Here is a 26256-nt window from a genome sequence, read left to right on the forward strand (position 1 = left end):
CCTCCCGTTCGGGGACGCGCGTCTCGTCTTCTCCGGGAGAGGCGCCCCCTCGCGCAGAAGGCGGGACGCGCATGCTCCCGCGCCCATGTCTCACGAAACGCGGGAAAGACTCTCCCTTTGCCACACAAAGCGAGACACGCAGCACACCTTCCCAGACCATGTCTCACAAACCGCGGAAAAGCCCCACCCTTTAGCGCACAAAGCGAGACACGATGCACCCCTTCCGCGCTCATGTCTCACAAGCCGCGGGAAAGCCCTTCCCTGTGCCACACAAAGTGAGACACGCAGCGCACCCTTCCCGGGCTATGTCTCACGAAACGCGGGAAAGACCCCGGCGAACCCGCACAAAGCGAGACACGCCCCACGGATCCCCACCGTGCGGGCACGGACCCGCCGCCGGGCGGATCCAGGCGCGCGGATCAGTAGTGGGGCGGGACGTCGTCGAGAAGGCGGGAGTCGTTCGGCCCGCGCTCGCCCCTCGGAGCGTCCGGGCGCGTCCGCTCCCCGCGCAGCGTCGCCTCCGCCTCGGCGTCGCTCAGGGTCCCCTCCACGCGCGTGAGCCGCGCGCGGCGTGAGCCGCGCACCCGCTCGACCCGCTGCTCGCCCATCTCAGTGATCGAGCGGAGCGGTGTCGTCGTCGACCCGCTGCACGTCGTTCGCGACGCCGAGCACGGCGGCGACGCGCTCCGCGACGGCGCGCGGATCGCTGTACAGGTCGAAGGCGTGCACGCGCACGTAGTGCCAGCCGAGACGGCGCAGCACCTGCGGGCGCAGGCGCAGCGACTCGCGCAGCGACTCGCCGCGCGACTCGGGGTCGCTCTCCACGACGACGGCCTTGCCGCCGGCCTGCGCGACGAGCGGCAGCAGGCCGCGGTAGTTCATCTCGACCGCGACGCCCATGCTGCGCAGCTCGCGCGCGAGCGCCCGCGTCAGCGGATCCGCGTCGTCCTCGCGGCGCGACGCCTGAGCGCGCTCCTCGTACGAGCGCAGGATGTCCATGAGCAGCGCCGCGCCGTTCGAGAAGCGGCCGTCGTCGATGTCCGGGGGCTGCACGCACGAGACGATGACCATCGAGCGGCGCGCGCGGGTCATCCCGACCGTCAGCAGGCGCTCGCCGTCGGAGCTCGAGAGGTCGCCGAGCTCGCTGAGCACGCGCCCGTGCCGGGTCTTGCCGTAGCCGAGCGAGAAGATCACGCGGTCGCGGCTCTCGGCCACAGACTCCTCGAGCGTGAGCACGGCGAGGGGCTCCGCGGTCTCGCGCGAGACGAAGTCGGCGACGTCGCCGCGCCCGGCGAAGGCCGCCGTGATCGCGGCGCGCACGCGGTCGGCATGGCGCTTCGAGGCCGTGATGACCATGAGCGATTCGCGCGGTCGGTTCACGGCGTGCTCGACGACGAGCGTCACCACGCGCGCGACCTCGGCGTCGGGGCTCTCGACCGCACCCGTCTCGGGGTCGGGCGCGCCGGTGCCCCGGTCGACGAAGTCGACCGACAGGCTGCCGCGGCCGAGGTACGACCCCGCCCACGGCAGGGAGACGATCTCTCCGCCGTAGAACGCGTCGTTGACGAGGTGCGCGAGATCCTCGCCGCCCGCGCGATAGCTGCGGGTGAGCGTCTCGACGGGCAGGAGCCGCGCGAGCTGCTCGAAGGCGCTCTGCTCCTCGTCGGGAGCGGGGAGGGAGGCGTCCGGATCCGCGGTCGACACGGTGAACGGCGTGTGCCGCTGCGTCACCGGGTCGCCGAGCGCCACGACCTGCCGCGCCCGGCGGATGGCGGGAGCCGCCTCCGCGAGGCTCAGAGCCGAGGCGTCGGCGAGCAGGACGACGTCGAAGTCGGCGGCGTCGGGCAGGGTCGGCACCTCGTAGGGAGAGGAGATCCACACGGGAGCGAGCACGCGCATGAGCGTGGGAGCCTCGGCGAGCAGCTGCGCGGGCGTGACGTCGCCTCGCATGAGGGAGCGCCGCAGCCGGTCGGATTCGTCGGGCTCGTCGACGATGCCGATGCGCCACTGCGCGGCCAGCTGCGCGGCGAGCATCGCGCCGGAGGCCGCCGCGTGCGCCTCGTCGACGAGGCGGAAGTCCTTCTCGAGGCGATCGACGACGCTCGTCGACGCGCCCAGCAGCGCGCGATCGGCCTGCAGCACGTGCTCGAGCGCCGACTGCCACCAGGCGAACTCCAGCTCGGCGCCCACACTCGCCTCGTCGACGTGCCGCACCGACAGCTCGGTCAGCAGCGGGGCGAGGCCCAGGTCGTCGAGCGACGTGCGCAGCTCGGCCCGCTCGACGATGTTGTCGAACACCTGCGACTCGGCGGCGAGGCCCGCGAGCGTGCGGATGAGGCGGTCGACGGGCAGCGCCGCGAGGCGCGTGCCGCGCGCGAGCGCCGCGTCGAGCTCCGCCAGCTCCGCGTCCACGCGCTCCCAGTCGTCCTGCACCTCGGCGAGGCCGAGCGGGATGTCCGGCACGACGGGCCCCTCGACGAGGTGGCTCCACTGGGTGCGCTGGCTCTGGATCCGCGTGAGGGCGGCGTGCATGTCGGAGACGTGCACGCCGGGGCGCACGAGCTCGCGGGCGAGCCGACGCAGCCGCCGTCGCTGCGCTCCGGACATGCCCGCGTAGTCGCGGCGGCTTCCGTGCGCCTTGATCATGTCGGCGAGCGGCCTCTGGAAGGCCGCGGGGGTGAACGTGTCGAGCGAGTCGCGGATCCCGTGCAGGAGCCGCAGGTGCTCCCCCAGCTCGTCGAGCGTGCGGAACGCGCGCATGTGCGTCTGCGAGAAGAGCGCGTAGCCGCGCTCGAGCAGCTCCGGGACGAGGGACCGGTGCAGCTCGCCCGCGCGGGCGTGCGCGGCGCGCGCCGCCTCCGTGGTCTCGAACGTGACGCCGTACCAGGGCGAGTCGTCCGGCCCCACCCGGAACTCGCCGAGCCGCGCGGCGAGGGCGAGCTTCTGCGCCGCCTCGGTGCGATCGCCCGAGAGCTTCTCGAGCGCGCGGATCCCGAGGCGGGCCGTCGTCGAGGGCGGGACGGGACGGGAGGCGAGGCGCGTGAGCTCGCGGGTCATGTCGAGCACCGAGACGCCGAGCGCCGGGTGCTTCTTCGTGAGCGACTCACGATAGTCGCGCAGCACGCGGCGGAGGCGCACGAGCGCGTCGTCGATATCGGAGACCGCGGGCTGCTCGGCCTTCTCGTTGCGGCCGATGGCCCGGATGAGGTCGCCGCGCAGCTGGGTGGGCGAGACGGCGAGCGCATCGAGGTGGATGCCGCGCATGCGGTGGCGGACGCCCTCGAGGGTGGAGCGCCTGGCGCTGACGACGAGCACGCGCTTGCCCGCGCGCACGAGCTGCCCGACCGCGTTGATGACGGTCTGCGTGCCTCCCGTGCCCGGCAGCGTGTGCACGGCGATGGAGTGCCCGGCGGCGATCCGCGCGAGGACGGCCTCCTGCTCGGAGTCGGCGTCGAGCAGGAGCGTGTCGGCGGCCGGCGAGCGCTCGTCGGGGCTGGTCGTCTCCGGCGCCGGGCGCGGGGCCTGCACGAGTTGCTTCGCCTCGGCGTCGCCCGCGAGGGCGCGCAGCACGGGGTGGTCGATCGCGTCGAGGTCGCGCGCCATGGGGCCGCCGACGTCGGCGAAGGCGGAGATCGTCAGCCGCGCCTTGACGCGGAACGAGTCGACGTGGGCCATCAGGGCGCGCAGCCGGTCGATGACGGGCTGCGGCTGGAAGAGACCGTCGTCGTAGGCGAGCGCGGCCAGCTGCTCGCCGTCGATCCGCACGCCGAGCTGCTCGCGCGCGACGCGCACGAGCTCGGGGTTGACCGAGAAGCGCCCGCGCAGCTTCAGCTCGAAGTCGGCGTGATGGCGCCGCAGAGCGAGCGGGCGCAGGAGCACGGGCGCGGTGAACGACTCCTCCCCGACCCGCCACGAGGCGACGCCCACGGCGAGCCGCACCGCGTCGATGCCGCGGGCGGTGCGCAGCTCGACGTTCTTCGCGGCGATCCGCTCGGCGGCGAGGCGGGCGGTGCGCAGCGCGACCTCGTCGCGGAAGAGGTTCGAGAGCAGGGTCGAGCGCCCCGTGATGAACTGCGGCAGGCTGCCGGGGTGCGCGGTGGTGATCTCGATGAACGACTCGGCCGCCTCGCGGTAGTGCAGCAGGGTCGAGGACCCGCCGAGCTCGGCGGCGGCGTCGCGCAGCGCATCGCGCGCGGCGAGCACGTCGGAGGCCGCGCCCGCGCCGTCCGCCCGCTCCTCGGGCGCAGCGCCGTCCGCCTGTCCGGTCAGGGCCGCCGAGCCTTTGATACGCCACACAGCGGCAAGGGTACGGCGATTCGCTGAGGAATCGGGTGGGGATCGCCGCCGCGGCGCGAAAATCGATCGGATTCGCGCGAGATCGTCGATGCGGCCGCGCTCACCCCGTCTCCACACCCGCTGTTCTCCCCGGTCGGTCCCCATATCCGGCCTCGGCGACCGCCGCGCGCCGCGCCAGCGCGCAGGATGGAGTCATGAGCGACGCGACCCCTCCCCCGCCCGCCGACGACAGCGGGCTCGTCACCGGCCCCGACGGCCGCGCCCGCCCCGCGTGGGCGGCCCAGAGCGACCTGCTGCGCGACTACTACGACGTCGAGTGGGGCATGCCCGTGCGCGACGAGCGCGGGGTGTTCGAGCGGCTCAGCCTCGAGGCGTTCCAGTCGGGCCTGTCCTGGGCGACGATCCTCCGCAAGCGCCCCGCGTTCCGCGCCGCGTTCGACGGCTTCGACCCCGACCGGGTCGCGGCCTACGACGACCACGACGTCGAGAGGCTGATGGCCGACGCGGGGATCGTGCGCAACCGGGCGAAGATCCTCGCGACGATCGGCAACGCCCGGGCGACGACCGCGCTGCGCGAGGAGGGCGACGATCTCGCGGAGCTCGTCTGGCGCTTCTCGCCCGCCGAGACGCCCCGCCCCGCGCGCATCGCCGACGTGCCGTCGACGAGCCCCGAGTCGATCGCGCTCTCGACGGAGCTGAAGGCGCGCGGCTTCCGCTGGGTCGGACCGACCACGATGTTCGCGCTCATGGAGGCCATCGGCATCGTCGACACCCACCTGGTCGGCAGCCACCGCCGCGGGTCCAGCGGAGTGTGGCCCTCCTGATCCTCCGTCGCGCGGAGCTCCCCCAATCCCTCTTCGCGCGGCGGAGCACGACGGCGCCGGTCGGGCGATGCGGATCGCATCGTCCGACCGGCGCCGGGACAGGGTGCGTCAGGCGCTCTCGCGGATCATCTCCGCGCACTTCTCGCCGATCATCATCACCGTGATGTTCGGGTTGACCGTGACGATCTCGGGCATGACCGAGGCGTCCGCCACGCGCAGGCCCTTCACGCCCTTCACGCGCAGCTCCGGGTCGACAGGCGATCCCGCATCGTCGGCCGCGCCCATGCGCACCGTGCCCACGGGGTGGTACACGGTGTTGTGGGTGCGGCGGATGTACTCCGCCAGCTCCTCGTCGGTCTGCGCGTCGGCGCCCGGCGCGAGCTCGCGGCCCGCCCACTCGCTCATCGCGGGCTGCGACATGATCTCGCGCGCCTTCCGGACGCCAGCCACCATGACGCGCATATCGTGCCCCTCGGGGTCGGTGAAGTAGCGCGGATCGACCTTCGGCTTGTCGCGGTAGTCGATCGAGCGGAGGCGCACCGTGCCCTTCGACTTCGCGTGGGTGACGTTCGGCGTGAGGCAGATCATCTCGTCGGCCGTCGGGTAGCCCGCCCGGTAGGTGTGCATGTCGAACGGCACCGATCCGTAGTGCATCATGAGGTCCGGCCGGTCGAGGCCCTCCTCGGTGGGCGCGAAGATGCCGATCTCCCACCACTGCGTCGACTCGCGCACCATCGACTTCTTCGCCTCCCACTGCACGACGCCCTCGGGGTGGTCCTGCAGGTTCTCGCCGACGCCCGGCGCGTCCACGCGCACCTCGATGCCGACCTCCTCGAGGTGCTCCCGCGGCCCGATGCCCGAGAGCATAAGCAGCTGCGGGGTGTTGATGGCGCCCGAGGAGACGACGATCTCGCGGGTCGCCTCGATGCGGGTCTGGCGGCCGAACGCGTTGTCGACCACGTGCACCGCGACGGCGCGATCCTCGTCGTCGAGCTCGATCTTCGTCGCCCACGTGCCGGTGAGGACCGTGAGGTTCTCGCGCTCGAGGATCGGGTGCAGGTACGACACCGACGACGAGGACCGCGTGCCGTCCTCCTTGCGGTTGACCTGGAAGAAGTTCGCGCCGTTGACGACCGTCTCGCCCGTGTTGAAGCGCGCGCGGGGGATCCCCGCCTGCTCGCACGCGTCGAGCAGCGCGACGCCCGCGGGATCCGCCGGCGGCACGTTCATGAGGCTCACGGGGCCGTCGTGGCCGTGCAGGGGGCCGTCGTCCTCGTTGCTCTCGAGCTTCGTGTAGAGCGGGAAGGTCCTCTCCGCCTCCCAGCCGGCGGCGCCGTAGGTCTCCGCCCACTCGTCGAGGTCCTCGCGCGGGGCCCAGAAGGCGATGCACGAGTTGTGAGACGAGCAGCCGCCCAGCACCTTGGCGCGGGCATGGCGCATGAACGAGTTGCCGTTCTCCTGCGGCTCGATCGGGTAGTCCCAGTCGAAGCCCGACTCGAGCAGCTCCATCCACCGGTCCAGCTGCAGCACGACGTCCTGGTCGGTGTCGCTCGGCCCGGCCTCGAGGAGCCCGACGGACACCGACGGATCCTCGCTCAGCCGGGCGGCGACGGCCGCACCCGCGGATCCGCCGCCGACGACGACGTAGTCGAACGAATGTGTGGTCTTCATAATCCCCTCGCTTCTCACGCGTCCGCGCGGTCATCGGCGAACCAGCCCGTCACGGCCGGCTCGAGGTTCTGATAGATGTGCTTCGCCTCCTGGTACTCGGCGAGGCCGGTCGGCCCGAGCTCGCGCCCGAAGCCGGACTGCTTGAAGCCGCCCCACTCCGCCTGGGGCAGGTACGGGTGGAAGTCGTTGATCCACACGGTGCCGTGCCGCAGCGCCCGGGCGACGCGCTGCGCGCGGCCCGCGTCCTGGGTCCACACGGCGCCCGCGAGGCCGTAGATGGTGTCGTTCGCCGTGGCGACCGCCTCCTCCTCCGTGCGGAAGGTCTCGACCGTGACCACGGGCCCGAAGGCCTCGTCGCGCACGACCGACATGCCCCGGCGCACCCCGTCGAGCACGGTCGGCAGGTAGTAGAAGCCGTCCTCGAGGTCGCCCTCGCCGAAGCGTCCGCCGCAGCGCAGGCGCGCGCCCTCGGCGATGCCGGCCTTCACGTAGGCGTCGACCTTGTCGCGGTGCGCCGCGGAGATGAGCGGCCCGGTCTCGGCGGACTCGTCGAACGGGCCGCCGAGGCGGATCGCCTCCGCGCGCCGCACGAGCTCGTCGACGAAGCGCTCCGCGATCGACTCCTCGACCACGAGGCGCGCGCCGGCCGAGCACACCTGGCCGGAGTGCACGAACGCCGCGTTGAGGGCGTTGTCGACGGCAGCGTCGAAGTCGGCGTCGGCGAAGATCACGTTGGGGTTCTTGCCGCCCAGCTCCAGCGCGATCTTCTTCACCGTCGCCGCCGCGTTCGCCGCGAGCAGCCGCCCCGTCACGAGCCCGCCCGTGAACGAGACCATGTCGACGTCGGGGTGCGTCGAGAGGGGGCCGCCGCACGCGGATCCCGCTCCGAGCACGAGGTTCGCCACGCCCTTCGGCAGGCCCAGCTCGTCGAGCACCTGCATCATGAGGATCGCGGTGTGGGGCGTGAGCTCGGCGGGCTTCAGCACGAACGCGTTGCCCGCGGCGAGCGCCGGGGCGATCTTCCACGCGGCCTGCAGCAGGGGGTAGTTCCACGGCGTGATGAGCGCGCACACGCCCACCGGGTCGTGCTCGATGCGGCTGAGCACGCTCGCGTCGCCCGCCTCGACGACCCGGCCCGCGTCCTGGCCGGCGAGCTTGCCGAAGTAGTCGAAGCAGGCGGCGATGTCGTCCATGTCGATGCGCGACTCGACAATGCGCTTGCCCGTGTCGAGCGACTCCGCGCGCGCGAACTCCTCCTGGCGCTCGCGCAGCCGGGCGGCCACGCGCAGCAGGAAGTCTCCGCGCTCGGGGGCGGGGACGCCCGACCACGCGCCCGAGTCGAAGGCGCGACGCGCCGCCTCGATGGCGGCGACCGTGTCGCGCTCGTCGGCCTCGTCGACCGTCGCGACGAACTCGCCGTTCGCGGGGCAGCGGATCTCGCGCGTGCCCCCGCCGATCGCCGACGTCCATTCTCCGTCGATGAAAAGAGTGGAAACCATGATTCCTCCGTGACCGCGGGCCGTGCCCGCATCGGTGGTGTGGGTCGGATCAGCGCGCGGAGGCGCCGAAGTCATCCTGCCAGTCGGTGACGACGGGCATCTCCTCGGTGAGCGCGGCGTCGCGCGCCCCCTCGGACAGACGCAGGTACTCGAGGTGCGACTCGTAGTGCCCCAGCACGTCGGCGATGAGCTGCTCGCCGCTGTAGCCGAACACGTCGTACCCGTGGGATCCGGTCGCCGTGAAGACCTCGAGCGTGTAGTACCGCTCGGAGTCCTTCACGCTCCGGTAGGCGAAGGCGGGCAGGTCCTTCGCGACGGGATACACCTGGTAGGTGAAGTCCTGCTGCTGCTCGCCGAAGCGCACCGTCAGCAGGAGCGAGTCGACGTCGGATCCCTCCGCCGCGCAGCGCTCGACGTCCGCCTCGACCGCGGTGTCGGTTCCGCGGAGCTCCTCCGCGACCGCGGCGAGCGCGGGCTCGACGGTCTGATCGAGGTAGCGGGTGGTCTGCGTCCTCTGCGGGAAGCTCAGGGTGCGCTTCAGACGCTGACGCCAGCTCGTCTCCTGGGTGCCGAAGCGGCTGGGCGCGGTCGCCGCGTATCCGTCGAGGTGCTGCTGCTCGGTGCGGAGCGCGCGGAAGAGCGAGATCATCACGAGGTAGAGCAGCAGCGAGACGGGCAGGCCGATGATGACGGAGGCCTGCTGCAGCGTGGGCACGCCGCCGACGAGCAGCATGCCGAGGGTGAGCACGCCGGTCGCGACGGCCCAGAAGATGCGCAGCCACTTGCCGCCCTCCTGCTTCGAGTCCTCGATCTCCGACGAGAGCGTGGCGAGCACGAGCGCGCCCGAGTCGGCGGAGGTGACGTAGAAGAGGAAGCCCGTCAGCAGGGCGACGGCGATGACGGCGGGGGCGGCCGGGTACTGCGCGAGCAGGTCGAAGAACGCGCGCTCGGGCGTGCTGATCGCCGACTCCGCGAAGGCCGCGTCGCCGCCGAGCACGATCTCCAGGGTCGCGTTGCCGAAGATCGAGATGAAGATCGCGATGAACGCGAACGGGATCGCGAGCACGCCCGCGATGAACTGGCGCAGAGTCCGTCCGCGGGAGATCCGCGCGAGGAAGAGTCCCACGAACGGCGCCCACGCGGCCCACCAGGCCCAGAAGAAGATGGTCCACGCCTGCATCCACGCGTCGGGCTGCTCCCACGCGAACGTGTTCATGAGCATGCCGGAGAACCCGGTGACGAAGTCGCCGACGTTCATGACGAGGCCGTCGAGCAGGCGTCGCGTCTCGCCGGTGATGAGGATCCAGGCGAGCAGCGCGATCGCGAGGATCACGTTGAGCTCCGAGAGGCGGCGGATCCCCTTCTCGACGCCCGAGACGGTGGAGAACGTCGCGAGCGCGACGGCGAGCACGATGAGCGCGATCTGCACGCCGATGCCGTCGTCGATGCCGAACAGCACGTGCAGGCCGTAGCTGAGCTGCACGACGCCGATGCCGAGGGTGACCGAGATGCCGAACACCGTGCCGAGCACGGCGACGATGTCGATCGAGTGCCCAGCCCAGCCGTTCAGGCGCTTGCCGAACAGCGGGGTGAAGAGCGAGCGGATCGTGAGCGGCAGGTTGCGGCGGTAGGCGAAGAACGCGAAGGAGCCGCCCATGAGCGCGTACATGGCCCAGCCGACGGGGCCGTAGTGGAAGAACGTCCACACGATCGCCTGGCGGGCGGCCGCGATCGTCTCGCCGCCGCCGTCGGGCGGCGCGACGTACTGCGCCACCGGCTCGGACACGGCGAAGAACATGAGGTCGATGCCGATGCCGGCGGCGAAGAGCATCGCCGCCCAGGTGAACATGCTGAACTGCGGCTTCGCGTGGTCGGGGCCGAGCTTCGTGCGGCCCGCGCGGGACAGGGCGACGAAGAGCACGAACACGACCACGACGGCCGCCGTGAGGATGAAGTACCAGGCGGTGTTGGCCGAGATCCATTCGACCGTGGCGCTGATGACGCCGCCGGCGCTGTCCGGGGCGACGATCGCCCAGAGCGCGACGGCGAGGATCGCCGTGCCGGATCCGATGAGCACCGGCCAGCGGGTGCGGGGCGCGGTGGGGGCGTTCGTGTTCTGTTGTGTGGAGGACATTCTCGTGGTCTTCTTCTCGTTCTCGTGCGTCTGCGATGCGATGATCTGCGTCTCGGATTGTCGACAGCTGACCATAACAAGCGATGCGTCCGATTCCTGATGGATCCGTCAGGGCGCGGGCCGGCCCGGGTGGTATCCCGTGCCGGCCCGCGCGAGCGCCTCAGGCGGTCAGTGCTCGACCGCCTTCTCGGCGCCGTGCCCGGTGAGCGAGCGCACCTCCATCTCCGCCGCGAGCCGGGGATCCTCGTCCTTTGGCCCCAGAAGGGAGCCGAGCCACCCGAGGAGGAAGCCGAGCGGGATCGAGATGATGCCCGGGTTCGACAGCGGGAAGATCGCGATGTCGAGGTGGGGGAACACGCTCGTCTCCGCGCCCGAGAACACCGGCGAGAGCACGATGAGCAGCACCGCCGCGCCCAGGCCGCCGTACATGCTGCAGACGGCTCCCGTCGTCGTGAACCCCCGCCAGAAGAGCGAGTACAGGATCGTCGGCAGGTTCGCCGAGGCCGCGACGGCGAAGGCGAGCGCCACGAGGAACGCGACGTTCTGGCCCTGCACGCCGATGCCGCCGATGATGGCGAGCGCGCCGATCGCGAGCGTGGTGATGCGCGCGACGCGCACCTCGCCGTTGCCGGACACCTTGCCCTTCTTGATGACGCTCGCGTAGATGTCGTGGGCGAACGAGGCGGACGCCGTGATCGTGAGGCCCGCGACCACCGCGAGGATCGTCGCGAAGGCGACGGCGGAGATGAACCCCATGAGCACGGGACCGCCCAGGGCGTTGGCGAGCAGCGGAGCCGCCGAGTTCACGCCGCCGGGCGCCGCGAGCACCTGCTCGGGTCCGACAAGGGCGCCGGCGCCGTAGCCGAGCACGAGGGTGAGCAGGTAGAACAGCCCGATCAGCCAGATGGCCCAGACGACCGACCGCCGGGCCTCCTTGGCCGTCGGCACCGTGTAGAAGCGCATGAGCACGTGCGGGAGGCCCGCCGTGCCGAGCACGAGCGCGAGACCGAGGGACAGGAAGTCGAGGGGGTTCGCGTACTGGAGACCGGGTGCGAGGATCGCCTCGCCCTGGTCCGACGCCGCGACGGCCGTCTCGAGCAGCGTCGAGAGGTTGAACCCGTTGAGGGCGAGCACCCAGATGGTCATGACGACGCCGCCGCCGATGAGCAGGAACGCCTTGACGATCTGCACCCAGGTCGTGCCCTTCATCCCGCCGATGAGCACGTAGAGCACCATGATGACGCCGACGACGGCGATGACGGCCGACTGCCCGATGGCGCTGTCGATGCCCATCAGCAGCGACACGAGGCCGCCGGCGCCGGCCATCTGCGCCAGCAGGTAGAAGAAGCACACCGCGAGGGTCGTGAGCGCCGCCGCCATGCGCACGGGCCGCTGCTTCAGGCGGAACGACAGCACGTCGGCCATCGTGAACTTGCCCGTGTTGCGCATGAGCTCCGCGACGAGCAGCAGGGCCACGAGCCACGCCACGAGGAAGCCGATGGAGTAGAGGAAGCCGTCGTATCCGTTGACGGCGACGGCGCCGACGATGCCGAGGAAGGAGGCGGCGGAGAGGTAGTCGCCCGCGATCGCGAATCCGTTCTGCGGGCCGGAGAAGGATCGGCCGCCCGCGTAGTAGTCCGCGGCGGTCGCGTTGTTGCGGCTCGCGCGGATGACGATGAACATCGTCACGCCCACGAACGCCGCGAAGATCGACATGTTGAGGACGGGGTTGTTCTCGATCTCGTCCACGGCGGCGGATGCCGCAGCGAACGCGGATGTGAGCCACTCGCTCATGCGGACGCCTCCTGCTTCTCGAGGTCGTGGCGGATCTCGCCGGCGACGGGATCCAGGCGGCGGTTCGCGAAGGCGACGTACGACATCGTGATCGCGAAGGTCGTCACGAACTGGCCGAGCCCGAGCAGCAGGCCGACCGTGATGTCGCCCCAGACCTTCTGCGCCATGACGTCGGGCGCCCAGCCGGCGAGGAGCACGTACACGAAGTACCAGATCAGGAAGAACGCGGCCATCGGGAACACGAAGGAGCGATGCGATCTCTTGAGACCGCGGAACCTCTCCGAGTTCTCGACGGCGATGTAGTCGATCGCGCCGCCGGGTGCGGTGCTGTCATTCGTCATGAGGCCTCCTTGCCGCAGACGGGCGCAGAGCGCGGACGCGCGGGGGCCGCGCGGCGCGCCGATGCGCCGTTCGAACAGGACGGGCGTCATCGTCGACGCCGGTGCTAGGTTCGACGCTACGAAGACGCTGACCCGACCGTCACCCCCGAAAGTAGGTAGACGCCGATGCCCATCACGGAGCGCATCGCACAGGATCATCGTTCGCTCGCCCGCGCCGTCGAGGAGTTCGCTCGGCTCACGCGCTTCCCCGTCGCGTTCGGCGGCCTGATCGAGGACGACGGGGTCGCGAGCATGGAGGCCGTGGTCGGCAACCGCACCCGCTCGCTGGACGGCCTCGCGGTCGAGTCGGGGCGGGGGCTCGGCGGGAGGGCGCTGGCCGAGCTGCGCCCGCGCATGACGGGCGACTACCGCACCGCCAAGCAGATCACGCACGACTACGACCGCTTCGTCCTCGGGGAGGGGATCGGCACGCTGATCGCCGTGCCGATCGTGGTGGGCGGGCGCCCGCGGGGCCTCCTGTACGGCGGGGCGTGGGGATCCTGGAACGTGGGCGGGGTCGCCGCGGCTCCGGCCGTCGAGGTGGCCGAGCGCCTCGCGCGCCGGCTGCGTCGCGGCGACGAGGTGACGCGCGTCGCCGACGAGCTGGGTGACGCGGCGCGACGCGCCCCGGAGCTGGCGCCCGCGCAGCGCGAGGAGCTGCGCGAGAGCTACGCCGAGCTGCGGCGCATCGCGGCGGACGTCGCCGACCCCGATCTGCGCGAGCGCCTGCACGGCGTGGAGCGGCGCATCGCCGCGCTCACGGGATCCGCGCCGCCGCTCGCCGCGGCTCCCGCGACCGACGTGCACCTGTCGCCGCGGGAGACCGACGTGCTGGCGTGCGCCGCGCTCGGGTCGACGAACGCGCAGATCGCCGACCAGCTCGGCCTGCGCGAGGGCACGGTGAAGGCCTACCTCGGGTCGGCGATGTCGAAGCTCGACGCCTCGACGCGTCACGCCGCGGTGTCCGCCGCGCGCCGGGCGGGCCTGCTCCCCTGACGGCTCCGGCAGCCCCGCCAGCTCCGCCAGCCCCACCAGCCTCGCCTGCTCGCGAGTGGCGCAGATTCTCGCGAGTGGCGCAGAGATCCGCCCGGATATCTGCGCCGCTCGCGGATTCCTGCGCCGCTCGCGCGCCGGGCGGCGCCGCGGAGAGCGGGGATCCCAGCCCCTCTCCGCGGAGCGGCGATAGCATCGAGGAGTACGCGTCGAGAGGCGAGGAGCAGATGACGACGACCACCGAGCAGCCCGCGTCAGCGGTGCGACGTCCCGCGCCCGATCGCTTCATGCGCCGCCTGCTGGGCGTGCGCGAGACCGACGTGAAGGCCGCACGCGGAGCGGAGCGCGCCTTCCGCACCTCCCTCATCGTCACGGCCATCCGCTGCCTCATCACGTATCTCGCGATCCCGATCCTCGTGCCGATCGTGGCGTTCGCCGAGGTCGTCGCGGTGCCGCTCAGCCTCGCTCTGTGCCTCTTCGCGCTCGTCAACGGCGTGATCAGCCTGCGCCGCTTCTGGATCTCCAACCACCGTTACCGCTGGATGTACACCGCGTTCATGGCCGTCGTCTTCGTCACGCTCGCCGTGGCGATCGCGCTCGACGTCACGCGCCTGGTGACGGTATGAGCGCCGAGCCGCAGAAGCCGGAGGAGACTCCCGACGAGATGCAGGACGAGGAGGCCCCCGGCTCGCCGATGGGCATCTGGATCTCCGTCGGCCTCTTCGCGGCGTTCGTCGTCGCCCTCTCGAGCTGCATCAGCGGCGGCTGGCTGTTCTGAGGCCCCGGCAGGGGCCTGCCTACGCAGAAGGCCCGGCGATCGCCGCGCGATTCACGCGGCTCTCTCCGGGCCCGGAAGTGCCCCCGACAGGACTCGAACCTGCGACGCACGGTTTAGGAAACCGACGCTCTATCCACTGAGCTACGGGGGCATGCGCCACGGCGCCCTCCCAGTCTATCGAGGAGAGCGCCGCGGCGGAAAAGCGGTCAGTTCGCGGCGTCGTACGCCGTGAGCACGGCCTCGGGCACGCGACCGCGGTCGCTCACCGTGTAGCCGTTCTCGCGCGCCCAGGCGCGAACCGCCTGCAGGTCGCGGCCTCCGCCCGACGCGCGACGACGCGGACGCGACGACGCGGTCTGCGACCCGACGCGGCGAGCGACCGACACGTACTTCTCGAAGGTCTCGCGCAGCCGGCGCGCATTCTCCTCCGTCAGATCGATCTCATAGCCCTTCCCGTCGAGGGAGAACAGAACGGTCTCGCCCTCTCCCGGCTCGAGAACGGTGCCATCGATATCGTCGACGAGCTGATGCACAATCTTCCTGGCCATATCGCCATCATACGCACCGAATGCAGAATATCCCCGTTATCCGCAGAGAGAATTCAGGCGGCCATTTCGAGATAAGGCGTCCACGAGGGATCCGTGCGATCCGCTCCTCGCACCGACCATGCGGTTCCCCGCGGCGGAGCGGGCGGGAACCGCAGTTCCCATCCCATCTCCTGGGGAGTTCGGTCGCTCTTCACGTTATTGCATTTCACGCATGCCGCGACGAGATTCTCCCAGCTGTCCTTTCCGCCGCGCGAGCGGGGAAGGACATGATCGATCGTCGTCGCTGGACGCCCGCAGTACGCACACCGGTGCCCGTCTCGGCGCAGGACGCCCCTGCGCGACACGGGAACCGCGCGCCCCCGGGGAACGCGCACGTAGCGCGTGAGGAGGATGACCGCGGGGCGATCGTGCTCCTTCGTCGCGCTGCGGACGGGATCGCCGTCGACGCATTCGACGACGCTCGCCTTCCTGCTCATCACGAGCATCAGCGCGCGTTTGAAAGAGACAACCGCGAGGGGCTCATACCCCGCATTCAGAACGAGAGTGCGCATCGTGCGCGTCCTTTCTGCATCTCCCGGATGGCTTCCGGGCCCATCAGATGATCGCCGCGCGATCTCGCGTGCGAGAAAGCAGAAAGGCGCCGTCCGACGGACAGCGCCTCATCATCACCCCGGCTCGAGACCGGGGAGACGGAGTGGAGATGGCCCAGGACATGACGCCAGAGCGCATCCGCGGTTCGGATGTCCCTTTCGCCGTCCATGCCTTCCCTCGCCTTCTCACGGCGCGCCTCGGTGCGCGACGCGAACAGAATAGCCGAAGAAAGACGCTCTCCCGCATCCTGCGGATGAATTCTCCGTTCCCGGAAGACGACATCGCCCGCATCCTCGTTCGAGGATGCGGGCGATGGAAGACCTGAGATCAGATCGGGAGGTAGTTGAGCGGATCCACGATCGCGCCGTTGATGCGCAGCTCGATGTGCAGGTGGCTGCCGAAGCTGCGGCCCGTGTTGCCCACCTGGCCGATCTGCTGACCCGCCTCGACGGTCTCGCCGGCCTGCACGAGGCGGCTGCCGTAGACCATGTGCCCGTAGAGGGTCTGCGTGCCGTCGCCGTGGTCGATCGACACCGTGACGCCCCAGCCGAAGTGGCCGTCGCTCGAGACCATGACCGTGCCGCCCTTGACGGCGTAGATCGGGGTGCCCTCGGGGGCCGCCATGTCGGTGCCGTCGTGGCCGCCGCCGGAGTACACCGAGCGGGTGACGTTGTAGCTGCCCGGGGGAAGCGGGTTGTAGGCCCCGTCGATGGGCGTCGCGCTGGAGGGCGTGCCGCCGTCCTGCGGCGTGCTGGCCACCTGGGGAGCGCCGCTCGAGGTCTGCTGCGCCTGCGCGAGCTTCTGCGCCTCGGCCGCGGCCTTGCGCTGCTCCTCGGCGCGCTTGAGGGCCTCTTCCTCGGCCTTCTTCTGCGCGATCTCCTCGGGGCTCGTCGCCGCGTAGCTGGCGCCGCCGAGCTTCTGCGCCGAGAGCGAGGCGCTCGCCTCGAACGACTGCGCTTCGCCTGCGGCCTGCTCGTGGACGCCCACCGTGTCGGCGTCGTCGGACTGCGTCGCCGCGTAGGCGGGGATCGCGACGCCGGCGATCAGGGCGCACACGGCCGCGAGCGTTCCCGCGGCGCGCACCGGCTGGAGACGACGACGGCGAGCGGATTCCGCTGCCCTCTTCGCCGTGCGATCGGCCTGGCGGATCTCCTTGCGGGCTTCCGCGAGCATCTTGCGGCTGGTGAGGGGTCGCACATCGGTCGCCGGAGCGTCCGTCGTGCTGAGCGCGGCGCGCGCCTTGTCGTTCTCTGCCAAGATCTGATTCCTCCGTCGCCCCTGGTTCGTCACCCGGTTCGCCGGCACTGGGTTGGGGGCACAGTGTGACTCCGCGGGAGCGGCGAACCGATGAGGCGATCTCCCGAAGAGAAGCTCGGGTCTGTGACTCGGGCTATCTCAGTACGGTAACGGAAGATAACGAAAAAGTCACGTCAGGGTCCGCATCCTCGGGCGGCGCTCAGGCCGGGACCGTCTCCTCGGCGACCAGGAAGACATGCGACGCCAGCTCGACGGGCAGCTCCAGCCCCTCCTCGACGCCGTCCATCTGCATGAGGACGTATCCCTCGCTGAACCGGAAGGAGCCGCGTCCGCCCGGGACGACGCCGGCCTCCCGGAGATGCTGCAGCAGCTCGGGATCGACCTGGATCGGCTCGGCGAGACGCCGCACCGTGCCCTGGATCGGTCCGCCCTCCTGCTCGAGCCGCTTCACGACGCCGACCACGCCCTCCGTGAACTCCGTCGCGGGGCCCTCCGCGGCGCCGATCGCGCCGAGGCCGGGGATGGGGTTGCCGTAGGGCGACTCGTCCGGGTGGCCGAGCAGCTCGACGAGGCGCCTCTCGACGAGCTCGCTCATCACGTGCTCCCAGCGGCAGGCCTCCTCGTGCACGTACGCCCAGTCGAGGCCGATGACGTCGCTCAGGAGGCGCTCGGCGAGCCGGTGCTTGCGCATCACCTCGATCGCCTTGCGGCGGCCCGGCTCCGTGAGCACGAGGCGCCGATCCTCGCCGACGAAGATGAGCCCGTCGCGCTCCATGCGCCCCACCGTCTGCGACACGGTCGGCCCCGAGTGGCCGAGCCGCTCGGAGATGCGGGCACGCAGGGGGACGATGCCCTCCTCCTCGAGCTCGAGGACCGTGCGGAGGTACATCTCGGTGGTGTCGATCAGGTCGGCCATCGCTGCTCTTTCGTCGCGAGAAACTCAGGAAGGCAATCCTAACCCGCCGCCCGCGGCGGAGGGGGTCAGGACAGCGCGCCGACGACGTGGTCGATCGCGCGGGTGAGCCGGCGCACGTCGTCGGGGTCGATCGAGACGAAGGTCGCGACGCGCAGCTGGTTGCGGCCGAGCTTGCGGTAGGGCTCGGTGTCGACGATGCCGTTCTCGCGCAGCGTCTTCGCGACCGCGGCCGCATCGACGGAGTCGTCGAAGTCGACGGTCACGACGACGGGCGAGCGATCGGCGGGAGCCGCCACGAACGGCGTCGCGAACGACGACGCCTCCGCCCAGTCGTACAGCGCCTGGGACGACTCGCGCGTGCGCTGGCCCGCCCACGAGAGGCCGCCGTTGTGGAGGATCCACCCCAGCTGGCTGTCGAGCAGGTGCAGCGTCGCGAGCGCCGGGGTGTTGTACGTCTGGTTCTTGCGGGAGTTGTCGAGCGCCGTCTTCAGGTCGAGCGAGGCGGGGATGTACCGGTCGCTCGCGGCGATGCGCTCGATGCGCTCGATCGCGGCGGGCGAGACGACGGCGGCCCAGAGCCCGCCGTCCGATCCGAGGTTCTTCTGGGGGGCGAAGTAGTACACGTCGGCCTCGCTGATGTCGAGGTCGATGCCGCCGGCCGCGCTCGTCGCGTCGATGACCGTGAGGGCGCCCTCGTCGGCGCGCATGCGCTCGACGGGCACCGCCACTCCGGTCGAGGTCTCGTTATGCGGCCACGCGTACACGTCGACGCCCGCGACGGCCTCGGCGCGCGTCGACGCGCCGGCCTCCGCCTTCCGCACATCCGGCGCCTCGAGCCAGGGCGCGCCCGCCGCGGCCGCGAACTTGCCGCCGAACTCCCCGAACGAGAGGTTCTGCGCGCGTCGCGAGATGAGGCCGAACGCCGCGGCGTCCCAGAAGGCGGTGGACCCTCCGTTGCCGAGCAGGACCTCGTATCCCTCCGGCAGCCGGAACAGCTGCGCGATGCGCTCGCGCACGCTGCCCACCAGGTTCTTCACGGGGGCCTGACGGTGCGACGTGCCGAGCAGCGACGCCCCCGCCTCGGCGAGCGCGCTCACCTGCTCGGGACGGACCTTCGAGGGGCCGCATCCGAAGCGGCCGTCGGCGGGCAGGAACTCGGCGGGGATCTGCAGCGTCATACGCCGATTCTAGGGACTCTCAGTCGTCGTCCTCGTCGGCGTCGTCATCGTCCGACGCATCGTCGTCGTCCTCGTCGATGTCGACCCCGTCGACGTCGCCCGAGTGGAGGTACTCCGACCCGTCCTCGTCGAGCTCGTCGTCCTCGTCCTCGTCTTCCTCCTGCGCGTCCTCGTCCTCGTCTTCCTCCTGCGCGTCCTCGTCCTCCGCATCCGCGGCGGCCTGTGCGGCCTTGTACTCCTCGAGGCGCTGCGACCAGGGGATCCACTCCGGCGCGAGGAGCGCGTCGTCGCCGGGCAGCAGCTCGGCTTCGAGGACGGTCGGCTCGGCGTCGTCGACGACGGCCAGCGACACGGTCCAGAACCAGCCCGGGTAGCCGCGCATCGCGCTCGCGAACCGCAGCGACACGACGCCGTCGTCGGCGACCGCGAAGCCCGCGGGCTCTCCGATCGCCGATTCCGGGGCGATCTCCTTCAGCGCGGCGACCGCGAGGTCGTGCGCTCCGATGAGCCGGGGATCCGGCTCAGGCGTCGATGTCATCGGCGACCTTCCTCAGCACCGCCGCGACCTTCCGGGCGTGCGGGTTCGACGGATAGCGTCCGCGTCGCAGCTCGGCGCCCATGTCGTCGAGGAGCTTCACGAGATCCTCGACGATGACCGCCATGTCGTCTGGCTTCTTGCGCGCGGCCCTCGCCGCGACGGGCGGCGCGTCGAGCACCCGTACGGACAGCGCCGACGGCCCGCGGCGGCCGTCGGCCACCCCGAACTCGACGCGGGTCCCCTTACGGACGCGCGCGTCCTCCGGGACGGCGCTGGAGTGGAGGAAGACGTCCTGCCCGTCGTCCGAGGCGATGAAGCCGAAGCCCTTCTCCTCGTCGTAGAACCTGACCCTGCCGGTGGGCATGCGCACCTCGCTGAAGCTGCTGAACACGAACGAAGAGGGACCGGATCCGGTCCCCCCGCCCATTCTATCGCCCGCCCCGCCGCGGAGGCCCCCCGGAGTAGAGTGGGCGCGATGAGCACGAATTCCGATGACGCCCCCGTCGTCCGCTGGATCGACAGGGCCCTCGCCTTCTCGTCGCTCGGCATCCTCGCCCTCTCGATCGTCTGCTTCGCGAGCGTGATGATCGCCGGAGCCGTCGGCGTCGACGACTACTCGACGGGCCTGTGGCCGACGGTGTTCGTCGTGCAGATGGTCGGGCCCGTGGTGGCGTTCGCGCTGCTGCTCGCGCTGCTCATCACGAGCTTCGTGCGCCGGAGCCGGTCCGCGAAGGGCTGACGCTCATGGACGGCTCGACGGCCAGGACTCTCGCCCGCCGGCTCTCGGCCGCGAGCGACCGCGAGATCGCGAGCCTCCTCGCCGCGCGCCGCATCTCGCCGACCGGCCCTCTCGCCTCCGGCTGGCGGGACTTCTTCGACATCGCGGAGGCGCTCCTCGACGAGACCGCCGTGCGCCAGGCGCTCTCGACGCTGTCCCGGGACGAGCTCGCCGACCTGACGGGCCCCGCGGGTCTCGACGCCCTCGCGCTCGCCGACGACGACGGGCGCCCGCTGCCGGCGGTGGCCGAGGCGCTCGGCGGACGCGTATTCGCCCGTGCGGATCCCGCGGATCCCCCTCCGGCGTCGGACGAGGAGGCCGCGCACGCCGCCGAGCGCGCCTTCACGACGCTCTCGTCCCTCGCCGACCTCCTCATCGGCGCGCATGCCGCGCCGCTCGCCCGCGTGGGGTCCGGATCGCTCGGCGCCGCCGAGCGCCGGCGCCTCGTCGAGGCGGGTGTGGCCTCCTCTCCCGACGAGATCGATCTGCTCGTGCGCGCGGCCCGCGCGATCGGGCTGCTGCGCGCGGAGGACCGGCGCATCCTCGTCACCCGATCGGGCGCCGCCTGGGTGCGGCTGGCCACGCCCGACCGGTGGGCCGAGCTGGCCAGGCGGTTCCGCGACGCGCTGCCCGCCGGGCTGCGCACCGCCGAGGGCGGCTGGATCGCCCCCGCCCGCTGGCCGGACGCCTACCCGCTCGACGAGACGTGGCCGGCCAAGGCCGCCGCGTGGATCGAGTTCGCCCGCGTCCTGGGGCTCGTCGGCCGCTGCGAGGAGCAGTCGGAGCCCGCCTGGGCCGCTCCCCTGCGGCGCGGCGACGACCCGGATCCCGCTCCGCTCGTGGCCCTCCTGCCGCCGGAGGTCGACCGCATCTTCCTGCAGAACGACCTGACGGCGATCAGCCCCGGCCCCCTCGCGGCGCACCACGACGTGCGACTGCGCGGGATGGCGGTCCGCGAGTCGCACGCCCAGGCCTCGACGTACCGCTTCACCGAGTCCTCGCTGGCTCGCGCGCTGCAGACGGGGGAGACCGCGGAGGGCATCCTGTCGTTCCTCTCCGAGGTGTCGCTGACCGGAGTGCCGCAGCCGCTGTCGTACCTCGTGGAGCGCCAGGCGACGCGCTACGGGCTGGTGCGGGTGTCGCTGGATCCCACGACCGGGCACACCGTCGTCTCGAGCCCCGACCACGACCTGCTGCGCACGATCGCCGTCGATCAGTCGCTGTCGGCGCTCGCGCTCGTCGCCGACGACCGCCTGCTGCGCACGCGGGCGCCGCGCGACGTCGTGCTCTGGACCCTGGCCGACGCCCGCTACCCCGCGATCGCGATCGACGAGGACGGCCGCCCCGTCACGGCGCCGCGGCACCAGGTGGCGGACGACCCCCAGCCGGCCTCCCGGTACGCGGAGCTGATCGCGCGCCTGCGCGCCGACAGCGGCGCGGGAGATGACAGGGCGTGGCTCGAGCGCGAGCTCGATCAGGCCGTGCGGGAGCGGGCGATCGTCTCGGTCGACGTGGAGATGCCCGGAGGCGAGATCCGCACGCTCGTGCTGGAGGCGACAGGGATCGGAGGGGGCCGCCTGCGCGGACGCGATCCGGCCGCCGACGTCGAGCGCACGCTCCCGATCTCGCTCATCCGCGCCCTCCGCCTCGACGGCTGACGCTCTTCCTCGGCCCCGGGCTCGCGAGTGGCGCAGATCCTCACGAGCGGCGCAGAGATGAGGCCGGATATCTGCGCCGCTCGCGGATTCCTGCGCCGCTCGCGAGCAGGGGCGGCGAGACGGGCAACCGGGGCCGAGACGAGACGGACGAGAATCAGGGAGGGCCGTCAGGGATCGGAGGCGAGGCGGGCCGTCCTTCGCCGCGCATCGGTAGACTCGTCCGCTATGGCTGATGGCCCCCTGATCGTCCAGAGCGACCGAACGGTGCTGCTCGAGGTCGCGCACCCCGACGCGACCGCGGCGCGGCACGAGCTCGCCGTGTTCGCGGAGCTCGAGCGCGCCCCCGAGCACATCCACACGTACCGCATCACGCGCCTCGGGCTGTGGAACGCCCGCGCCGCGGGCCACACGGCGGACGAGATGCTCGGCACCCTCGATCGGTGGACCCGCTTCCCCGTGCCGCCGTCGGTGTCGACCGACCTGCGCGAGACGGTCGAGCGCTACGGCCGCCTCACGATCGAGCGCGACGACGAGGGCGAGCTGCTGCTGCGCTCGACCGATCCGGCCGTCCTGGCGGAGGTCACGCGCAACAAGCGCATCTCCCCGCTGCTCGTCGGGCGCCGCGGCGAGGCGCACGTCATCGACGCGTGGGCGCGCGGGCAGATCAAGCAGGAGCTGCTGAAGGTCGGCTGGCCGGCGGAGGATCTCGCCGGGTACACCCCCGGCACCCCGCACGAGATCGCCCTCGAGGAGGACGACTGGGAGCTGCGGCCCTACCAGCAGCAGGCCGTCGACACGTTCTCCGCAGACGGATCCGGCGTCGTGGTGCTCCCCTGCGGCGCGGGCAAGACGCTCGTGGGCGCGGCCGCGATGGCCGCGACGAAGACCACGACCCTCATCCTCGTGACGAACACCGTCTCGGCCCGCCAGTGGCGCGACGAGCTGCTCGCCCGCACGACCCTCACGGAGGAGGAGGTCGGCGAGTACTCGGGGCAGGTCAAGGAGATCAGGCCCGTCACGATCGCGACCTACCAGATCCTCACGGCCAAGCGGAAGGGCCGGTACGCGCACCTCGACGTGCTCGACGCGCTCGACTGGGGCCTCATCGTCTACGACGAGGTGCACCTCCTGCCCGCGCCGGTGTTCAAGCTCACGGCCGACCTGCAGGCCAGGCGCCGCCTCGGCCTCACGGCCACGCTCGTGCGCGAGGACGGGCGCGAGGGAGACGTGTTCAGCCTCATCGGCCCCAAGCGCTTCGACGCGCCGTGGAAGGAGATCGAGGAGCAGGGCTACATCTCCCCCGCCGCGTGCTACGAGGTGCGCATCGACCTCCCCCCGTCCGATCGTCTCGAGTACGCGGCGGCGGCCGACGACGAGCGCTACCGCATCGCGGCCACCGCGCCCGCGAAGATCGACGCGGTGCGCGAGATCGCCGCCCGCCACCCCGGCGAGCAGATCCTCGTCATCGGCCAGTACCTCGACCAGCTCGACGAGCTGAGCGCCGCCCTCGACGCCCCCAAGATCACGGGATCCACGCCCGTCGACGAGCGCGAGGAGCTGTTCGGCGCCTTCCGCCAGGGCTCCCTCGGGCTGCTCGTCGTCTCGAAGGTCGCGAACTTCTCCGTCGACCTGCCCGAGGCGTCGGTCGCGATCCAGGTGTCCGGATCCTTCGGCTCGCGCCAGGAGGAGGCGCAGCGGCTCGGCCGCCTGCTGCGGCCCAAGAAGAGCGACCACACGGCGAGCTTCTACACGCTCATCGCCCGCGACACGGTCGATCAGGAGTTCGCGCAGAACCGTCAGCGCTTCCTCGCCGAGCAGGGCTACAGCTACACGATCCTCGACGCGGGCGCCGAGGCGGCCTGACGGAGCCGATCTGAGGATCCGCGCGGGAAAATCGCGACAGAACGCCAGATCGTCGACATAATGGGGTCATGACTGCACCGCGCATTCTCGTTGTGGACGACGAGCCGAACATCCGCGATCTGCTCTCGCAGAGCCTGCGCTTCGCGGGTTTCCAGGTGAGGACCGTCATCAACGGGGCGCAGACCATCTCCGCCGTGCTGGAGGAGGAGCCCGACCTCATCGTGCTCGACGTCATGCTCCCCGACATGAACGGCTTCAGCGTGACGAAGCGCCTGCGCGACGCCGGCTACACGGCGCCGATCATCTTCCTCACGGCGAAGGACGAGACCGACGACAAGATCAAGGGCCTCAACGTCGGCGGAGACGACTACGTCACGAAGCCCTTCAGCCTCGACGAGATCGTCGCCCGCATCCAGGCGGTCCTGCGCCGCACGATGCAGAGCGACGAGGAGGAGTCGGTCATCCGCGCCGGCGAGCTGACGATGGATCAGGACACGCACGACGTCTACGTCGGCGACACCGCGATCGACCTCAGCCCCACCGAGTTCAAGCTGCTGCGCTACCTCATGCTCAACCCCAACCGCGTGCTGTCGAAGGCCCAGATCCTCGACCACGTGTGGGAGTACGACTTCAACGGCGACGCGGGGATCGTCGAGAGCTACATCTCGTACCTGCGCCGCAAGATCGATCCGCACGCCTCCGAGTCGCTCATCCAGACGAAGCGCGGGTTCGGCTACATGCTGAAGGTCGACAAGGTCTGACCGGCAGCCGACGCGCATGAGCGTGCGTTCCGACGCCCTGACCCGCTGGTGGCGTCGCACGAGCCTGCGTGCCAAGATCACCGGCGTCACCGTCGGCCTGCTCGCCGTGGGGCTGCTCGCCGCGGGGTTCGGATCCGCTCCGCTGCTGCGAACGATGCTCATGACGAACATCGACTCGTCGCTCGAGCAGCTGTCGGGGACGAACGTCTGGGAGACGGTCTTCGACGTCGAGGAGGCCGACGGCGAGCTGACGTTCCACGCCAAATCCCCCGCTCCCCAGACGGAGTACATCGTCGCCGTCTACAGCGCCCGCGGCGACCTCCTCGCGACCGCCGGCGGACATCCGGGCGCGCAGGATCCGCTCTTCCCGACGACGATCACGGTGCAGGACACCGTGCTCAACCAGGGCAGCATCCTCCAGCTCGAGACGCTGAGCGGCGCCGAGTACCACGCCGTCGTCTCGACGAAGCAGGTCGACCGCGGCACCGGCGGAGCCCTCGTCACGCAGCTCGTGGCGATGCCGCTCACCCAGGCCGAGTCGTTCGTCTCCTCCTACATCGGCATCTTCACGACGATGTCGCTGCTGACGGTCATCCTCGGCGCGCTCGTCACGCGCCTGCTCGTGACCCTCGCGTTCCGCCGCCTCGGCCAGGTCGAGGAGACGGCGATGACGATCGCGCAGGGCGACTTCTCGCAGCGCATGGACGACATCGAGCCGACGACCGAGGTGGGACGGCTCAAGATCGCCATCAACACGATGCTCGACCGGCTCGACGCGTCGTTCACGGAGCGCGACGAGGCGGTCGAGAAGATGCGCCGCTTCATCGGCGACGCGAGCCACGAGCTCCGCACGCCGCTCGTCAGCGTGCGCGGCTACGCCGAGCTGTACCGGATGGGCGCGATCCAGGGAGAGGAGGACACGGCCAAGGCGATGGAGCGCATCGAGAAGGAGGCCAAGCGCATGACCTCCCTCGTCGAGGATCTGCTGGCGCTGGCCCGCCTCGACGAGCGTCGGGAGCTCGAGATCTCCGACGTCGACCTGCGGCGCATCGCGCGCGACGCGGCGCTCGACGTCCGCGCCGCGGATCCGTCGCGGCAGGTGACCGTGCACGACAACACGGTGGAGCCCCTCACGGGCCCCATCACGATCGTCTCCCCCACCGCTCCCCCGGCGCGCCCGGAGAAGCAGGACGAGGCCCCCGCGGAGCCCGCGACCGAGACGAGCGTCCTGCGCCTGATCGGGTGGGGGTCGGGAGGCAGGTCGCGGCGCAGGAAGGCCGACGCGCCGCCGGTCGAGCCGCTCGACTTCTCCGAGCCGGAGCACGGGCGCGCCGTGGACGTGCCGCCGGTCGTGCGCGGGTCCGAGGAGAAGATCCAGCAGGTCATCGCGAACCTGCTCGGCAACGCGCGGCGGTACAGCCCGCCGGAGACGTCGATCGAGCTCGAGGTGGGCGTCGACCCCGAGCGGCAGATGGGGTGGATCGCCGTCATCGACCACGGCGAGGGGATCCCCGAGGAGATCCGCCGCAAGATCTTCCAGCGGTTCTGGCGGGCAGACACGTCGCGCACCCGCGAGACGGGCGGCAGCGGCCTGGGGCTTGCGATCGTGGCGTCGATCGTGGAGAACCTCGACGGCGCCGTGTCGGTGTTCGAGACGCCGGGCGGAGGGGCGACCTTCCAGGTGGCGTTCCCGCTCGCGGAGCCGACCGCGTGGGAGCTGCGCGAGGCCGAGGAGCTCTGAGCCGCCCGCGACCCCGTCTCCACAGGGGCAGGGACGCCGGATCCATCTGAGGATCGGG

24 protein-coding genes and 1 tRNA gene are annotated in these 26256 nt (G+C 71.3%); 10 read left to right on the forward strand and 15 right to left on the reverse strand.

Annotated features, from left to right (window positions below):
• Positions 1-419 precede the first annotated feature (419 nt).
• Complete coding sequence (locus NHL53_RS03340) at positions 420-608, reverse strand: hypothetical protein (protein WP_433775145.1); 189 nt, start codon at positions 606-608, stop codon at positions 420-422.
• Between the two features lies 1 nt (position 609).
• A complete protein-coding gene (locus tag NHL53_RS03345; protein WP_433775148.1) occupies positions 610-4296 on the reverse strand; it encodes an AAA family ATPase in 3687 nt (1228 codons plus the stop codon).
• Positions 4297-4490: 194 nt separating this feature from the next.
• Here NHL53_RS03345 and NHL53_RS03350 point away from each other — a divergent pair, with 194 nt between their 5' ends.
• Positions 4491-5120, forward strand: a complete 630-nt coding sequence (locus NHL53_RS03350; RefSeq protein ID WP_433775150.1) for a DNA-3-methyladenine glycosylase I — start codon at positions 4491-4493, stop codon at positions 5118-5120.
• 108 nt (positions 5121-5228) lie between these two features.
• On the opposite strand, the gene NHL53_RS03355 is transcribed toward NHL53_RS03350, so the two are convergent.
• The 5 genes from NHL53_RS03355 to NHL53_RS03375 all read right to left on the reverse strand — a co-directional run bounded on the left by NHL53_RS03355 (position 5229) and on the right by NHL53_RS03375 (position 12559).
• Entirely contained in the window at positions 5229-6791 is a 1563-nt protein-coding gene (locus tag NHL53_RS03355) for a GMC family oxidoreductase (protein WP_433775152.1), read from the reverse strand.
• A 14-nt stretch (positions 6792-6805) separates the two neighbouring features.
• Positions 6806-8290, reverse strand: a complete 1485-nt coding sequence (locus NHL53_RS03360; RefSeq protein WP_433775154.1) for an aldehyde dehydrogenase family protein — start codon at positions 8288-8290, stop codon at positions 6806-6808.
• A 49-nt stretch (positions 8291-8339) separates the two neighbouring features.
• Positions 8340-10424, reverse strand: a complete 2085-nt coding sequence (betT, locus tag NHL53_RS03365; protein ID WP_433775156.1) for a choline BCCT transporter BetT — start codon at positions 10422-10424, stop codon at positions 8340-8342.
• A 168-nt stretch (positions 10425-10592) separates the two neighbouring features.
• Positions 10593-12218: a solute symporter family protein gene (locus NHL53_RS03370; RefSeq protein ID WP_433775158.1), complete on the reverse strand. Its 1626-nt coding sequence runs from the start codon at positions 12216-12218 to the stop codon at positions 10593-10595.
• Positions 12215-12559, reverse strand: a complete 345-nt coding sequence (locus NHL53_RS03375; protein ID WP_433775160.1) for a DUF485 domain-containing protein — start codon at positions 12557-12559, stop codon at positions 12215-12217. Before NHL53_RS03375 ends, NHL53_RS03370 begins: the two co-directional genes overlap by 4 nt.
• 165 nt (positions 12560-12724) lie before the next feature.
• Here NHL53_RS03375 and NHL53_RS03380 point away from each other — a divergent pair, with 165 nt between their 5' ends.
• From NHL53_RS03380 to NHL53_RS03390, 3 genes are all read left to right on the forward strand, one after another.
• Positions 12725-13594 (forward strand): LuxR C-terminal-related transcriptional regulator, encoded by an 870-nt coding sequence (locus tag NHL53_RS03380; RefSeq protein WP_433775162.1) that lies wholly within the window; start codon positions 12725-12727, stop codon positions 13592-13594.
• A gap of 224 nt (positions 13595-13818) precedes the next feature.
• Positions 13819-14217, forward strand: coding sequence for a hypothetical protein (locus tag NHL53_RS03385; protein WP_433775164.1), 399 nt, complete (start codon positions 13819-13821; stop codon positions 14215-14217).
• On the forward strand, positions 14214-14369 hold the full coding sequence (locus tag NHL53_RS03390; RefSeq protein WP_433775166.1) for a hypothetical protein: 156 nt from the start codon (positions 14214-14216) through the stop codon (positions 14367-14369). Before NHL53_RS03385 ends, NHL53_RS03390 begins: the two co-directional genes overlap by 4 nt.
• Positions 14370-14447: 78 nt before the next feature.
• Here NHL53_RS03390 and NHL53_RS03395 read toward each other — a convergent pair.
• The 3 genes from NHL53_RS03395 to NHL53_RS03405 form a co-directional block, all read right to left on the reverse strand.
• Positions 14448-14520, reverse strand: a tRNA-Arg gene (locus NHL53_RS03395).
• Positions 14521-14575: 55 nt separating this feature from the next.
• Complete coding sequence (locus tag NHL53_RS03400) at positions 14576-14917, reverse strand: histone-like nucleoid-structuring protein Lsr2 (RefSeq protein ID WP_433775168.1); 342 nt, start codon at positions 14915-14917, stop codon at positions 14576-14578.
• Positions 14918-14970: 53 nt separating this feature from the next.
• Positions 14971-15468, reverse strand: coding sequence for an HNH endonuclease (locus tag NHL53_RS03405; protein WP_433775170.1), 498 nt, complete (start codon positions 15466-15468; stop codon positions 14971-14973).
• Between the two features lie 149 nt (positions 15469-15617).
• Between NHL53_RS03405 and NHL53_RS03410 the strand changes: the two genes are divergently transcribed.
• The gene (locus NHL53_RS03410) at positions 15618-15833 is read left to right on the forward strand and encodes a hypothetical protein (RefSeq protein WP_433775172.1); all 216 of its coding nucleotides are present in this window, start codon (positions 15618-15620) and stop codon (positions 15831-15833) included.
• Between the two features lie 2 nt (positions 15834-15835).
• Here NHL53_RS03410 and NHL53_RS03415 read toward each other — a convergent pair whose 3' ends face one another.
• The 5 genes from NHL53_RS03415 to NHL53_RS03435 form a co-directional block, all read right to left on the reverse strand.
• A complete protein-coding gene (locus tag NHL53_RS03415) occupies positions 15836-16765 on the reverse strand; it encodes a peptidoglycan DD-metalloendopeptidase family protein (RefSeq protein ID WP_433775174.1) in 930 nt (309 codons plus the stop codon).
• A 199-nt stretch (positions 16766-16964) separates the two neighbouring features.
• A complete protein-coding gene (locus tag NHL53_RS03420; protein WP_433775176.1) occupies positions 16965-17681 on the reverse strand; it encodes a metal-dependent transcriptional regulator in 717 nt (238 codons plus the stop codon).
• Between the two features lie 65 nt (positions 17682-17746).
• Positions 17747-18859 (reverse strand): phosphoserine transaminase, encoded by a 1113-nt coding sequence (serC, locus tag NHL53_RS03425; RefSeq protein WP_433775178.1) that lies wholly within the window; start codon positions 18857-18859, stop codon positions 17747-17749.
• Positions 18860-18878: 19 nt separating this feature from the next.
• Positions 18879-19397, reverse strand: a complete 519-nt coding sequence (locus NHL53_RS03430) for a DUF3027 domain-containing protein (RefSeq protein WP_433775180.1) — start codon at positions 19395-19397, stop codon at positions 18879-18881.
• On the reverse strand, positions 19381-19761 hold the full coding sequence (locus tag NHL53_RS03435) for a cold-shock protein (protein ID WP_433775182.1): 381 nt from the start codon (positions 19759-19761) through the stop codon (positions 19381-19383). Before NHL53_RS03435 ends, NHL53_RS03430 begins: the two co-directional genes overlap by 17 nt.
• Positions 19762-19872: 111 nt before the next feature.
• Here NHL53_RS03435 and NHL53_RS03440 point away from each other — a divergent pair, with 111 nt between their 5' ends.
• From NHL53_RS03440 to NHL53_RS03460, 5 genes are all read left to right on the forward strand, one after another.
• Complete coding sequence (locus NHL53_RS03440; protein WP_433775183.1) at positions 19873-20136, forward strand: multidrug ABC transporter ATPase; 264 nt, start codon at positions 19873-19875, stop codon at positions 20134-20136.
• 5 nt (positions 20137-20141) lie between these two features.
• On the forward strand, positions 20142-21833 hold the full coding sequence (locus tag NHL53_RS03445; protein WP_433775185.1) for a helicase-associated domain-containing protein: 1692 nt from the start codon (positions 20142-20144) through the stop codon (positions 21831-21833).
• Positions 21834-22058: 225 nt separating this feature from the next.
• Positions 22059-23696 (forward strand): DNA repair helicase XPB, encoded by a 1638-nt coding sequence (locus NHL53_RS03450; protein WP_433775187.1) that lies wholly within the window; start codon positions 22059-22061, stop codon positions 23694-23696.
• A gap of 68 nt (positions 23697-23764) precedes the next feature.
• Complete coding sequence (locus NHL53_RS03455; protein WP_433775189.1) at positions 23765-24457, forward strand: response regulator transcription factor; 693 nt, start codon at positions 23765-23767, stop codon at positions 24455-24457.
• Between the two features lie 16 nt (positions 24458-24473).
• Positions 24474-26198, forward strand: coding sequence for a sensor histidine kinase (locus NHL53_RS03460; protein ID WP_433775191.1), 1725 nt, complete (start codon positions 24474-24476; stop codon positions 26196-26198).
• Positions 26199-26256 lie beyond the last annotated feature (58 nt).

It is taken from the genome of Microbacterium sp. gxy059, assembly GCF_050958665.1.
Lineage (GTDB): Bacteria > Actinomycetota > Actinomycetes > Actinomycetales > Microbacteriaceae > Microbacterium.